This is a genomic window from Endothiovibrio diazotrophicus (genome assembly GCF_054657215.1).
The window spans coordinates 18,708-30,863 of record NZ_BAAHXB010000067.1 but is presented as its reverse complement, the minus strand read 5'-3'; the positions used below and the strand labels follow the sequence as shown (position 1 = coordinate 30,863).

The 12,156-nt window shown below is 62.6% G+C and carries 14 protein-coding genes; 6 read left to right on the top strand and 8 right to left on the bottom strand.

Translation table 11 applies throughout. The features are described 5' to 3' along the window. Positions 1–120 precede the first annotated feature (120 nt). The 6 genes from ACYQ2W_RS16130 to ACYQ2W_RS16105 form a co-directional block, all read right to left on the bottom strand. Positions 121–540, bottom strand: coding sequence for a type II toxin-antitoxin system VapC family toxin (locus tag ACYQ2W_RS16130; RefSeq protein WP_459869275.1), 420 nt, complete (start codon positions 538–540; stop codon positions 121–123). Beyond that, positions 537–788, bottom strand: coding sequence for an AbrB/MazE/SpoVT family DNA-binding domain-containing protein (locus ACYQ2W_RS16125; RefSeq protein WP_459869273.1), 252 nt, complete (start codon positions 786–788; stop codon positions 537–539). Before ACYQ2W_RS16125 ends, ACYQ2W_RS16130 begins: the two co-directional genes overlap by 4 nt. Positions 789–1,011: 223 nt before the next feature. Beyond that, positions 1,012–2,367: a YbaK/EbsC family protein gene (locus ACYQ2W_RS16120; RefSeq protein WP_459869271.1), complete on the bottom strand. Its 1,356-nt coding sequence runs from the start codon at positions 2,365–2,367 to the stop codon at positions 1,012–1,014. Between the two features lie 11 nt (positions 2,368–2,378). Beyond that, positions 2,379–4,136: an asparaginase gene (locus ACYQ2W_RS16115; protein WP_459869269.1), complete on the bottom strand. Its 1,758-nt coding sequence runs from the start codon at positions 4,134–4,136 to the stop codon at positions 2,379–2,381. Positions 4,137–4,168: 32 nt separating this feature from the next. Next, positions 4,169–6,391, bottom strand: a complete 2,223-nt coding sequence (locus tag ACYQ2W_RS16110) for an asparaginase (protein WP_459869268.1) — start codon at positions 6,389–6,391, stop codon at positions 4,169–4,171. After that, positions 6,388–7,665, bottom strand: a complete 1,278-nt coding sequence (locus tag ACYQ2W_RS16105) for an ATP-binding protein (protein ID WP_459869267.1) — start codon at positions 7,663–7,665, stop codon at positions 6,388–6,390. The genes ACYQ2W_RS16110 and ACYQ2W_RS16105 overlap by 4 nt, the downstream gene beginning before the upstream one ends. A 161-nt stretch (positions 7,666–7,826) precedes the next feature. On the opposite strand from ACYQ2W_RS16105, the gene ACYQ2W_RS16100 reads away from it, so the two are divergent. Further along, positions 7,827–8,147: a hypothetical protein gene (locus ACYQ2W_RS16100; RefSeq protein WP_459869266.1), complete on the top strand. Its 321-nt coding sequence runs from the start codon at positions 7,827–7,829 to the stop codon at positions 8,145–8,147. Positions 8,148–8,151: 4 nt separating this feature from the next. Here ACYQ2W_RS16100 and ACYQ2W_RS16095 read toward each other — a convergent pair whose 3' ends face one another. Together ACYQ2W_RS16095 and ACYQ2W_RS16090 are read right to left on the bottom strand one after the other, a co-directional pair. Beyond that, on the bottom strand, positions 8,152–8,745 hold the full coding sequence (locus ACYQ2W_RS16095) for a hypothetical protein (protein ID WP_459869264.1): 594 nt from the start codon (positions 8,743–8,745) through the stop codon (positions 8,152–8,154). Beyond that, positions 8,742–8,912 carry a hypothetical protein gene (locus tag ACYQ2W_RS16090; RefSeq protein WP_459869262.1) on the bottom strand — a complete coding sequence of 57 codons (171 nt, stop codon included), beginning with the start codon at positions 8,910–8,912 and terminating at the stop codon, positions 8,742–8,744. The genes ACYQ2W_RS16095 and ACYQ2W_RS16090 overlap by 4 nt, the downstream gene beginning before the upstream one ends. Positions 8,913–9,366: 454 nt before the next feature. On the opposite strand from ACYQ2W_RS16090, the gene ACYQ2W_RS16085 reads away from it, so the two are divergent. The 5 genes from ACYQ2W_RS16085 to ACYQ2W_RS16065 all read left to right on the top strand — a co-directional run bounded on the left by ACYQ2W_RS16085 (position 9,367) and on the right by ACYQ2W_RS16065 (position 11,953). Further along, on the top strand, positions 9,367–9,819 hold the full coding sequence (locus ACYQ2W_RS16085) for a nucleotidyltransferase domain-containing protein (RefSeq protein ID WP_459869260.1): 453 nt from the start codon (positions 9,367–9,369) through the stop codon (positions 9,817–9,819). A 273-nt stretch (positions 9,820–10,092) separates the two neighbouring features. Beyond that, a complete protein-coding gene (locus ACYQ2W_RS16080) occupies positions 10,093–10,353 on the top strand; it encodes a type II toxin-antitoxin system Phd/YefM family antitoxin (protein ID WP_459869258.1) in 261 nt (86 codons plus the stop codon). Continuing rightward, positions 10,350–10,754: a type II toxin-antitoxin system VapC family toxin gene (locus ACYQ2W_RS16075; protein ID WP_459869256.1), complete on the top strand. Its 405-nt coding sequence runs from the start codon at positions 10,350–10,352 to the stop codon at positions 10,752–10,754. Before ACYQ2W_RS16080 ends, ACYQ2W_RS16075 begins: the two co-directional genes overlap by 4 nt. A gap of 531 nt (positions 10,755–11,285) precedes the next feature. Next, positions 11,286–11,582 (top strand): hypothetical protein, encoded by a 297-nt coding sequence (locus tag ACYQ2W_RS16070; RefSeq protein ID WP_459869254.1) that lies wholly within the window; start codon positions 11,286–11,288, stop codon positions 11,580–11,582. Further along, the gene (locus ACYQ2W_RS16065) at positions 11,468–11,953 is read left to right on the top strand and encodes a toxin-antitoxin system HicB family antitoxin (protein ID WP_459869277.1); all 486 of its coding nucleotides are present in this window, start codon (positions 11,468–11,470) and stop codon (positions 11,951–11,953) included. The genes ACYQ2W_RS16070 and ACYQ2W_RS16065 overlap by 115 nt, the downstream gene beginning before the upstream one ends. Positions 11,954–12,156: the final 203 nt, after the last annotated feature.

Genomic DNA, 12,156 nt, shown 5'->3' with positions numbered 1-12,156 from the left:
GTGGGGTGTCGAGGCCGCGGTGGAGAGTCGCGGCGAGCGGGAGGAGAAGGTCTTCCCGCTGCCGAAAGAGTTGGCCGTCGAGAACGGTTGGCCGTGCTGACTTTCGACAAATACCTCCCCTCAAGCCTTCGGAACGTCTACGCTGATTCCTTGCCCCAACCCGTTGGCGCGGCGCGCGAACCGACGGTCGTCGAAGGTCAGGAACGTTTCACAACCCTCTGCGGAACAGAGGTGGAGGGCGTCGGCGAAGTCGAGTCCGCGGGCATGGAGTTCCAACGCATCGGCGATTCGCGGCCATGCCTCGACGTTGACGTTGGGAAGTCCCATCAAGTGCTGCACCACCCGGATGAACTCTTTGGGCGAGAAACGGTAGAAGGCGCGCAGAACCCACTCCAGCTCCAAAATCACGGTGAGAGGCACGAACAGGTCACGCGACTCCGCAAGGATGCGCCGGGCGATTGGGCGCTGTTTGGCCGCCTCGCGATCGTTGGGGTCATCGACGTAGAAGCGGGCGAGGATGTTGGTATCGAGGCCGATCATTGGCCGGCTTCACGCATCGCCTCCGCGACGTCGAAATCGTCCAGCCGCCGTTCGCCCGGATCGGTGCATTTGAGCATGCCGTAGCCCTCCTCCACCGTGGTGGTGGGGATCCCCCGCTTCAAGGTCACCCGGATCACGTCGCCCTCCAGGGTGAAGTAGAGCTGGCAGCCCGGCGTAATCCCCAGCCGGCGCCGCATCTCGGCCGGGATGACCACCTGACCCTTGTCGGAGACGGTTACGGTCTGCATTTCACTCCCTCCTTCTTACGTGGTAAGAAAGTATAGTCGGGAGACGGCCAGGAGTGGCCGGAACCGGATGCCGGGTAAACCAACTCCAACCCGATCTCCTCGCTGCCCCGAGCACTATCACTACCGCCCGGTTTGCGACCTGGGGGCCATGCCTGCACGGCTCACGTATCCATTGATGGTTGGGCATTTTTCGACGTCAGCTTGTCCGAATCGCGTCAATCCATCACTCCCAACGGTCGTCATCGAATCCCTCTTCGTCCGGCAGGGCGTTGAGATAGATCTTCGCCAGGGCCTCGCCGTAGAGGCGCAGGGGATCGATCACCTCCTTGTCTCCGACCTTGCCCTTCAGGCGCGGGAAGCGCTCCAGCAGCACCGAGATCTCGGTCAGGGCGATCAGTACCCGCTTGGTCTCCACCCCCGCGCGCAGGATGTGCTGGAGCTTGTTGAGGGCCTTGTTGTCCTGGCCGGTGACATTCATCCGCTTCACCATGTAGCCCAGTTCCTGGAGGTCCTGGAGTACCCGCGGGTCGGCTTGGCGGATGTTGAGATCGGCGAGGTTGCGGTAGGCGCTGTAGCGACCCATCTCGGCTACCACCGGGATGCCGATCAGGGTCACATCCTCGATCTTTTCCCGGCGGATCTTCTCTTCCGCCACCTCGGCAATGGAGATGAATCGGGCGCCCCGTGGTGTGCAGAGGGCGCGGATACGAGCCGCGAAGTAAGGGGTGGTGTTGCAGGCGAGGGCCAGGTGGGTGGCGCCTGCACCTAGGAGCTGTTCCACCGCCTGCTTAATCACCGCCCACACCGGCTCCTCCCGCTCCGCCAATTCCATGGAGAGTCCCATCTCCGGTAGGGAGTGGATCATCACCTTGGGGTAGGAGAGGTCGCCGTTGAGGTGGACGCTCTCTTCCAGGCCTGCGTAGATCCGCTCGTTGAGGTGGCGCCAGAGAGTCATGCCGCTCTCGGGACCGTTGCCGGTGATGATGCCGAAGACCGGCAGGTGGTGGTCGTCCTCGTGATGGATGGCGATACGCGCCACCTCCACGCGGGGCGCTGTTTTTTGTAGCGCATCGATCACCGCTTCCGGTTCGAACTCCACCGCCCAGGTGAGGTCCCCTGCATTGGTCATCATGGTGTGAGGGGCGGTATAGACGGTGAGCAGGCTTTGGTCGAAGAGATGGGTAAAACGTTCCGGTTCCGAGAAGGGGTTGACCGTGCCGTACTGGGCACCGAAGGCGGATGCCAGCTCTTCCGCGGAGAGGCGGGCCAGGGGGCGGGTGGTCCCCAGATGGCGGCCCGCCGCTTCCAGGTCGATGCGGGCGTTGGCGCGGCTGTGGATCATGGCGTAGCTGCGCTCCCCAGACGGGCCGTAGCAGACCACGCAGAGGGACTTCAGTTCGTCATGCAGCGGGATCCCCTCGCTGCCGAGCCGCCGCCGGCGGGCGGCGGCGTCGCGGCAGCTGGTGGCGGGGCTGTTGCGGGAGAGGACGTGCCAGAGGCCGCTCTCACGGAAGAAGGCCAGGGTGGCCTCCACCCGGCTTGGCATCGCCTCGCCTTCCCGACCGGGAGTGGGTGCCACGGCGGGTCTCCTCAGTCCTGGACGTAGATGTTGAGTTCGGCGGAATCCCAGCTGAATTGTGCGCCCTCTCCCTCCAGGCCGATCTCGAAGCCCACCATCTGGTGACCGCCGAGGCGGCTGGAGGAGCCGGCGGCCTTGCTGAGGAAAGACTCCTTGTAACGGGTTAGGTCGATGGCCAAGCTCTCGCCCACGCTATCGTCTGCCACCAATGCCCCTTGAGGGACCCGCTCCCGGTTGAAGGTGCCCACCTCCTGGTGACCATTGAGCTTGAGTCGGAGAGTGGCCTTTTCGCCGGCTCCCGGGTCGAGGCGGGCGTTGACGAAGCGGAGCATCACGCTGTCGATCCGTTCCGGGTCGTCGCAACTGGCGAGGGGGACATCCTTCAGCTTGGTGGTGGACCCGGCGGACACCGCTCCCGCGGCCTCGAAGAGCGAACTCTCCAGGGTGAGGCTCTGTTCGCCGACCAGGGATTGCTGCATCAAGCGGCGAACCGTGGCCGGGTCGTCGGGGTAGTTGCCGAGCAGCATCATCAGCTTGCACAGCGCCGCTTCGGAGGTGATGTCGAAGCCGCCGATCAACCCCCGGTCGAGCAGCACTTGGCTGGTCTCGTAGAGCCCCATCACCACCTGTCCGGTGGGAACGCTGGTGGTCACTACCACCACGCCGCCCTTGTCGATGAACTCCTTGAAGAGGTTGAGGAACGCCGGTTGGGTGGGGATGTTGCCGGCACCGTAGGCCTTGACTACCACTCCCTTGAGATTCTCATCGCGCAGCACGTTGGCGAGCACCTGGGAGTTCTGCATCCCGGGGAATACCTCCACGGTGATGACGTTAGTGTCCATGCGGTCGTAGACCTGAAGCGGGAGCACCGAGGGGCGGCGGATGTGCTTGCGCTCGATGGCCACGTGGTCGCCGCAGACGCCGAGATGGGCGTAGTTGGGGGTATCGAAGCCCTGGTAGCTGGTGACGTTCATCTTCTTCGCCCGGCAGCCGCGCAGGATGCGGTTGCCGAAGGCGATGATCACCTCGGGGATGGGAGGCAGATTATGGGCCGTGGAGTTGGCCAGCATGATGGCGGTCACCATATTCTGGTGGGCATCGTTGCGGGCGTTGACGACGCCGGCGATCTGGGAGCCGGTGATCACCACCGGTTTGGCGAGTTCCTGGAGCATGAAGGCGAGCGCAGAGGCGGTGTAGACCATGGAGTCGGTGCCGTGGAGGACGACGAAGCCGGCGTACCGGTCGTAGTGCTCCTGGATCACCTGGGCCATGGCGCGCCAGTGCTCGGGGCCGACGTTGCAGGAGTCGAGGGGCTCGACGAAACTCACCGCGTCTACCGGATAACCCAGGGTGCCGAGCTGGGGGGCGGCCCGTTTTAGTTCCTTCCACGGGCGGACCACCTGGGGGCTCTCCGGATCATCGGGGTCCTTGGGTGCGCTGCCGATGGTGCCTCCTGTGTATATCACCAGTACCCCGGCGGTCTCCGGCAGGGCGTCTTTGGCGTTGTCGGCGGCGATGTCAATGTAGTTGCCCAGTTCCGGGGCTACCGGCTGGAGCAGGGAGCGGGCGACCGACTTGAATCCATCCAGACTGTCGAAGCGCATGGCGGCGAGGCGCTCCATCACCGCCTCAACGGCTGTGCGTTTGGTCTCGTCCAGCTTGGCGTAGCCGCTTTCCTGACGCAGGGCGGCGGGAAACAGCTTTTGGATCTCGTCGGTACGGTCGTCCTTCTCCAGAGGCGTAAGTTCTATGGTCTTTCTATCGGACATGACGATCTCTCCTGTCGATGGGGGTTGGTTGCCTAATAGGCTTGGCCGGCGTATTCGCCTTCCTCGCCGATGAAGTTGTGGCGCATCCGCGCCTTGATCCGCTCCAGTCGGTTGCCCGGTTCTTCCTCCCGGTCGACGTTGCCGATCACCCAGGCGAACTTGGTGAGCGCCGCGGCCACCGTCAGGTTGCCGGCGGGGATCGCCCCGTAGCGGGCGGGGACGCTGGCCATTTCGTATTGCTCCTGGGTGTAGGGGTTGATGGGGACTTGGCTGGAGATGAGCACCGGAATATCGGCGGCTACCGCGTCCTGGATCAGCGGGCGGAAGTTGTAGGGCTCCTCGCTGGGGATGTTGCCGAGGCCGGGGGTGGTGATGATCAGGCCGTGGTAGGGGTGGCCCGCCGTTGCAGCGTGTTCCAGGAGCGACTGGAAGGGGGCGGGGCGAAGTCCCGGGGCGAGGGTGATCAGCAGGATGTCGGGGGCGATGTGGGGGCGGTAGTCGAGCCGCAAGGGGGCACCTCCCTCCAGCCAGACGCGGTAGTCGGGGAGGAAGTTCTCGGTGACCCGAGCCAGCGGTGGCCATCCGGGGCTGTGGAAGCCGTGGAACAGCCGGTCGTCGGCCTTCTCGGTGCGCACCGCCCGCAGCACCAGGTCGTTGAAGCAGACCTGGGTCTCGGGCACCGCCTGGGGGTGGGCGGCGGCGTAGCAGGCTCGGATCAGGTTGTGGCGGGTGTCGCCGTGGGGGACGTCGATGGTGGTCTGGGCGCCGGTGAAGACCACCGGCTTGCCGACCCGACCGAGCATGAAGGCCACCGCGCTGGCGGTGTAGGCGAGGGTGTCGGTGCCGTGGGCGACGACGAAGCCGTCGTAGTGGTCCCACCATTCGTGGATGAAGTCGGCCACCCCGCGCCACTGCTCCGGCATCATGTTGATGCCGTCCAGCTCGTAGAGCGGGTGGCTCTCCACCTCGGCGATGCGGTCCAGCTCCTGGCGGGCGAAGTCGAGCAGGATCTCCCGCGCCCCCTGGAAGGTGGAGTGGCCGTCGCGGGTGATCATGCCGGCGGTGCCGCCGCAGAAGATAAGGGCGATCCGCCGGGAGAAGAGCCGCTGCCCGGTGTGGAACTGCTTGGGCAGGCTGTGGGTCTCCCGATCCTTCATCAGCTCCTGGACCCAGGCGTCGTCGAAGCGCGCTTGGTAGATGGGGTTGGCGATCCGGTAGCGGTCGTCGTCGCCGAGTCGCAACAGGCCGATGTTCTCCAGGGACGCGGCGTCCCATCCACCCTGGCCGCGGGTGATCCGCTCGCCACGGACTACCCGTCGAAAGAGCTGGAGGATGCCGAAAAGACGGTCACCCATGTCCATCAACTGTTTGCGTACGCCGAAGAGGTGGTTCTGGGCGATGCTGCGCGGGGCGCGCAGGAGGTCTTGCTGGAGTTGTTGAAGCGCATCCTTCGGATCGGTGGAGAATTGCAGCTCCTGGCAAGCGAGGGCGGTGAGGAAGGGTTGACCGCCGGTTAGTTGCAGCACCTCGCTGACCACACCGTCCATGACGCCGGGATTGCGATCCGGGAAGCCCTGGGCGACGAGTTGGTTACGCACCTCAGGAGAATCGGTGAAAAAGGGGAGTGGCAGGTCGCGAAAAAAGCCGATGGAGATCCCGCCGGTTTCCCAGGTGGTGACGATCTCGTTGGGGGTGAGGACGGAGACCAGCAGCAGCACCAGCCGGCTGTTGTGGCGGTCGGGGCGCTGGAGAAATTCGCGCAGGGCGAGGAAGAAGGCGGCGCTCTCGTTGGGCGGGAAGCGCATCAGGATGTCCAGCTCGTCCCACATCAGGTAGAGCCGCCCCCCTTCGGGTACGGCGTCGGCCAGCCTCTCCAACAGGCGGGCGAGCATTCGCCCCGCGCTGTCGTCCCTGGCACGACGAATACCGCTGAATTTCAGCGATCCGTCGGTGTTTCTCTTGGCTTGGGCGCACAGGTGCCGCGCCAAGCGGAGGAGGCCTTCCTCCATGCTGCCCTCGTTGAAAAGGACACTGAACTCGGCTTCCAGGCACCAGTGCCCCTCACCGCGGAGCAGGTCGCGGGCGCGCATCATCAGGCTGGTCTTGCCCGCTTGCCGCCCGGCGTGGAGGTTGCAGTGATTGCCGCGCCGCAGCAGTTCCAACAATCGACGGTCGGTCTCCCGCGCCACGTAAACCTTACGAGCGGGGTCGACTGCACCGCCGCAGTGAAACGGGAGCGGGGATGACGGAGTCATTGCTCGTCTCTGCCCAGGGTGAGTTGAAGCTGACGCTGAATCCAATGGGTGATGCAGCGCATGGCCTGGCTCAGGTCTCCGTTGATGGGGACGAACAAACCGGTGTCGCGTAGCCAGAGGTGGGTCTGCTGGCTGGCGAAGGGGACCTCGAACTCGATCAGTCCTTCCGTTTCCGTGCCGTTGAGGGCGCGCCGGATGAGCGGGAGCAGGTCGGCGAATGCCTTCTCCCGTAGGGGTGTGACCAGTTGGGCGGCAAAGTCGCGCTCCAGCTCCAGCAGCGCTTGGCTAGGGGTGCGTCCTGATGGAGAGCGCTGGAGCGCGGCCCACCAGTGGGTGAGGAACGGGTGTCCGCCGAAGAGCTCCCACGCCGTCGCGGCGAGGTCGTCGCCACCAAGAACATGGGTGAGTAGGTAGTGGACGTTTTCCCGGCTAAACCCGGCGAGTGGCAGATTCCTCAAGGCGCGGCCGAATTCGCTGGCGTGGTTGGGCTTTGCGAGAAAGGTTCGGCTCGATTCGTCCCAGGCGCAGATCAGGTTGATCCGGTCCAGGGAGGGGTCGTCGCGGCGTTGGTTGATCAGGTTGTGGAACGCGGTCGCCAACTGTGCGAAGGGCTCCGGAGGGAGGTGGTCCAGGTGGTCCAGCAGCAGGGTGGCGGGGCGCTCGTCCACTCGCAGCGTCTTGCGCAGCCACTCCGGAAAGGTGGCCCAGCCGTTGGGATTGGCGCGCGCCGGGCTATCGAGTTGCCGGGTGATGGTCTCTTCCAGCCACGGGAGGAGTGGGACGTTCGGGTCGTATGCCTTGCCGTCGATGCGGGCGATCCGGTGCTTTTTTCTCAAGACCTCCTGGGCGAAGAGGAGCAGGCTCGATTTCCCCATGCGATGACCGCCGATGAAGGTGAGATCGAAAGGAAGGCGCTCGATCTCCCGCTCGATGCGGTTCTCCAGCTCCCTCTTCACGTAGGCGGCGTTGAGCGGAGGGATGGGTTCGAAGGGGTTCGACGGGAGGTGCTTCGCCTGGTAGGGGTCGAACGCCTTGAGCACAGCCAAGGCCTCGCTCAAGTCGGTGTCCATGGGGGCGTTGCGGTCACTGACTTTTTCAATTCGCTCGATGACGGCCTCCACCATGGTGAGAACCTTCTCCTCAGCCAGCGGGCCGCCCCGGTTGAGCCAGGCGCTGAGTTGGCCCGCATTGATGCCCGCTTCGTCCGCCACCCACTTCTGAGTGATGTTCTTGCACAGCCTGACGGACTGCTTGATGGCTGCCTTGAGCTCCATGCCTCATCTCCAGTGCCCTTTATTGCGGTGGGCGTACAGCGGCCATGACCGGGTAGCATGGCTTACTCGGTGAATTGATAACGGGTGTTGTCGGGTCAAGTCGAGCGTTTGGTGTTTAAACCTGAATGGTTAAACGTTAAACAGGGTGGAAATTGAGTTGTTTGGTTTATTTTTTTAAAAAAATAACATCTTGTTTTTTATTTATTTTTATTGTTTTAAATTCAAATTATCGGCTGTTTTTTTTGATCTCCCGTAGCGCTATTCTTCCGTTCAAGTCGATGCACAAAGAGGGCGTCCCGATGAGATTGGCTATGCAGATTGGCCCGATCGTTATCCCGGTGTTGGGGGAGGTGTTCTCCTCGCTTCTCCAAGGGGTTATGGCGAGCGACGACAAAGATCTGATCTTTTGGGTGGGGATTGCCGTGGGAGCGGTGACCGGGGGAGTCCTTTCGGCGTTGGGCAAAGGGAGCGAAGTGAAGTAGCGTCTTAGCCAGCGAGCAGATTGTATAGGAGGCTGGCGACAATGCTGGCCAGGATACCGAGCACGAACGCCAAGCCGTGCTCGCGGTACTTGAGTACCACGCGGAAGCGTTGGAAGGAGTGGAATTTGTCCGGATCGATCAGCTCCAGCGTTTCCCTCAGCTTGAGGGCGGCGCTGTAGTAGGCGTCGAGGGAGTTTTCGGGGTTGATGCCGACGGATTGGATCTCCAGGCGTCGGGCTTCCCGGGCGAGCGCTTCCGCGTCACGGTAGTGCTGCATCAGCTCCTTTTCAGAACAGTTGATGCAGAATTTCCGGAGCTGTTCGTCTTCCGCGATGTGCTCCAGTCGGGTTTTGTACAGATGCCACAGGATTTTTGCGGCGTCGAGTGTGGCGCGTTGGAGGTGGCCGTAGGCCTTGTTGATGTTGCCCTGGGCTTGGTCGGGGTGTTTGTTGGCGGTGGCGAGGTGGACGAACGCAGCTTCCAGCTGGAAGACCAACTGGGTTGGTTTTTTTCCCAGTGCAACGACCAGATCCGCGTAGATGGGTTGGAATCGGTCAGTAAGGAGAGCGTAGACGTCCTTTTCCGTGTAGTCCGTCACGGTCTGCACGCCACCCGCATTTTTGCCAGTTTTCGGTCGATGTCGCGATCCAGGTCGGCGATATAGTCGGCGACCTCGAACACGTTGCCATCTTCCTCGACGATGTTGGCATCGTAGGGTTGGATTGGCAGGGAGTGGTGGAGTGCCTGTTCGGCAACGCGTTCCACCTCAAGGAGGTCTTTGCACGAAGCGGGGTCTCTTCCTGTGAGCGCCTCAAAGATTTTTCCGAATTTTTGGTGCATTGTGGATGTGTGTTGGTGGATGACGCGAGTCGCGCTCAGATGCACGCACGACTACAAGCCCGGGATTCTACGTTATCCGTTTAATTTGTTGAACGATTTTGTTAAACGCTACCCGGTCAGTAGGTTTCCGTTGGGGGGACGACGGGGTGGTTGCTGCGTTGCTGAGGATTTAACTCTTTGTGCTGCGGGATGGGGTCATGCGTGCGGGATGGGGTCAGGTCTTGAATTTTGCATGTGAGTCGTTGCGCAGGTTTCCATCACCCTAAACACCGCAGAAATTCCCGTGGTTACCGCCGCCATTGCGACTAATCATTTGTGTGCAAATCGAAGGCACGGCAGGTGGTATGAAGAGGACGTTTCAGGATGGACCCCTGCCGCCATGACCGACTCCCCGACCGTACCCATCGACCCTTCGGAAATGCGCAGTCCGCGGCGGCGGCTCCGGCACAAGGCGGATCTCGCCTACCTGCCGGAGTCGAAGGCGTGCCAGCTGCGGCGCATCTCCCAATGGATCTGCGAGGCGGTGCCGGTGGACTGGGTGATCCTCTTCGGCAGCTATGCCCGCGGTGGCTGGGCCGAGGACCCGGAGACCGGGTACGAATCCGACTACGACCTGCTGGTGATCCCTTCCAAGCCCGCGTTGACCGAAAACAGCCGGCTGTGGGCGCGGCTGGAGAGGGACCTGCGGGCGCTGGCCGATCCCGTCTCCATCACCCTGCTGGTCCACTCCATCAAGGAGGTGAATCGGCATCTGCGCAAGGGGCAGGAAGTCTACCGGGACACCCATCTAAGGAGTTGGGCGAAAAGACCAGGACCGCCGCCGCGGGTGTGAGGTCACGAGTCGGTAGGGGGGGGCCCTACGTCAGAAGCGCCTTGCCGGCGGCGAAGCCGGGTGTTCGTTGGCCGTTACTACGATGGGTGTCCCGTTAGCATAGTCCATGACGAGGTAGTGAAACGCAGCGACGGTAGATGACGTCGGCCTTTATTGCGTCATCGGGGAACGCGCGGGGCCAGGTTTCTCGTTTTGCGCATCAATACAGATCCCCCTTCTCCGATCGGTGCACTATAATGGTCATGCTAGACTGACCATATCGTGGAGAGGCCTATGTCGACCAATGCTGAACCCTTGGAAGTCGGTGCTACCGAGTTCAAGGCGAACTGCCTGAAGCTTCTCGATCAGGTGCATGACCATAAGATTCCGGCCGTTGTCGTGACCAAGCATGGTAAGCCGGTAGCTCGCCTCTGTCCGTTGCCGGAGGAGGGCAGTGTGGACCTTTTCGGGTCGCTGAAGGGTTCCGCGACCATCCCTCCCGGCGTCGATTTGACCGAGCCGTTGGATGAGGAGTGGGAGGTGCTGAAGGGGTGATTCTTCTCGATACCCACATTCTGATATGGACACTGCTCGGCGAGCCGGTCAGTGATCGCGCGAAGGAGGCGATCAGGGAGGCGGCGTCGGTGTCCGCGCTTTTCGTGTCGGTGGTTACCGCCTGGGAGGTCGGGATGCTGGAGTCGAAGGGGCGTTTTGTTCCGACCAAGGGCGCTCTGGAGTGGTTTCGGGAGGCGATGGCGCTGCCGGGTCTGCGCCTCGTGCCTTTGGACTCGGAGGTGGCCATTCGCTCCGCATCGCTGCCCGACGGCTTTCACGGCGATCCCGCCGACCGGATGTTGGTGGAAACCGCGCGTGCTCGGGAATTGACCCTGATCACTCGTGACCGGAAGATCCTGGCTTACGGCCATAAGGGCTGGGTGCGTGTGCTCGAAGGCTGATCAGTCGCTCTCGACCTGAAGCGTTTACTGAGAAAGCAGGGCTGCTATTTCAAACGCAGAGGAAAGCGGGGGGGGGGGGAAGGATCAGGTCTTGAATTTTGCACGGCTCCACGGGTCCACGGGTCATGGGGTCTTTCATCTTGTCTTGTCAAATCTTGTCTCCATGCACAGCGTTGGTCTAGTCGTGGGTTCGCGCCAAGGTCGGGGAGAAAGGGTAACCGCCGCCGTCGAAGTCGTTCCTCCCTCCGGCTACCCCAACGGCCTCTCCTGCAATCTGTCAGAAAATCCCGCATCCTTCTGATTTTCATATATTTTCGACCCATTCAATGTTGATTTAAACAGCTATAAAAACTAACATGTAATCAACATTAACAACCCCGGCCCACGACGTCGGGAAGAGGAGGAGTCCGGCCAGGAGAGAGGATCGATTCGACGCATCGGCGGCCTTGCACCGCCCTTCGAAGTTGGCCGTCCGGTGCTGCGAACACCGGACGACCCCCACAGGATCACCCGACTAGAGGATCACATCCCATGAGTGACGAGCAGTTTAGCACACCCCCCGACCCCGACCGTCCGGCCCCGCAACGGGAGCCGATCGGGCTCTTCGCCGAAGGGTTCCTGCCCGCGGAGATCGACCGGGACGATCTCTTCCACTACGCCCTGCAACGGGTCCGCCACGCCATCGCCGTGAGCGATCTGCTCAACTTCACCGGCTGGGGCCAGGAGCAGATCGACGGCCGGCTGGCCAACGCCACCGGCGAGTTGCTCTTCGAGCTGTTGAACGACACCGACACGGCGCTGCGGGAGTATCAGCGGCGGCACCCCTGATTTCGGCACGACTTGAGCGGGGAGGCGCGAGCCTCCCCGTTTTCGTCGCCCTTCCCTACCGCGGCAGCTTCAACGTGCGGGTGGGGCGGGAGCTGCACCGGGCGGCGGTCGTGGCGGCCAAGCGGCGAGGGATAAAGTTGAATGAGCTGGTCAGGCGGGCGTTGGAGCACGAGATCGGGCTGGATGCAGCGGATCGCGGCGAGGAGGTCGTTGTCAGCTACCGCGGAAAGCCCCGTGCCCGTCTTGCTCCCATCGAGGCGCGTGGTCCTGCGGAGGATGAAGCGGACGCGCTGTTCGGTCTTTGGCGGGATCATCCGGAGAGTGCCGACGCCGATCAATATGTGCGCACCCTGCGCAAGGGCCGATTCTGAATCTTACTGGGATTTGGAGCTGAGGGTTGCGGTACTCATGGGGTGTCTTGGGGAAGATCGGGCGATCTCCCGCCGGGTAGCCGCTGCTTCCGTTTTGGTGGATGCGCTGGCGCTCATCCACCCTACCCGGGGGGTTGAGTTTACGTCGCGCTGAGCCAGGGTGATCTGCGCATCGAATCTGAATCCGTCAAGTTTCTCCCACT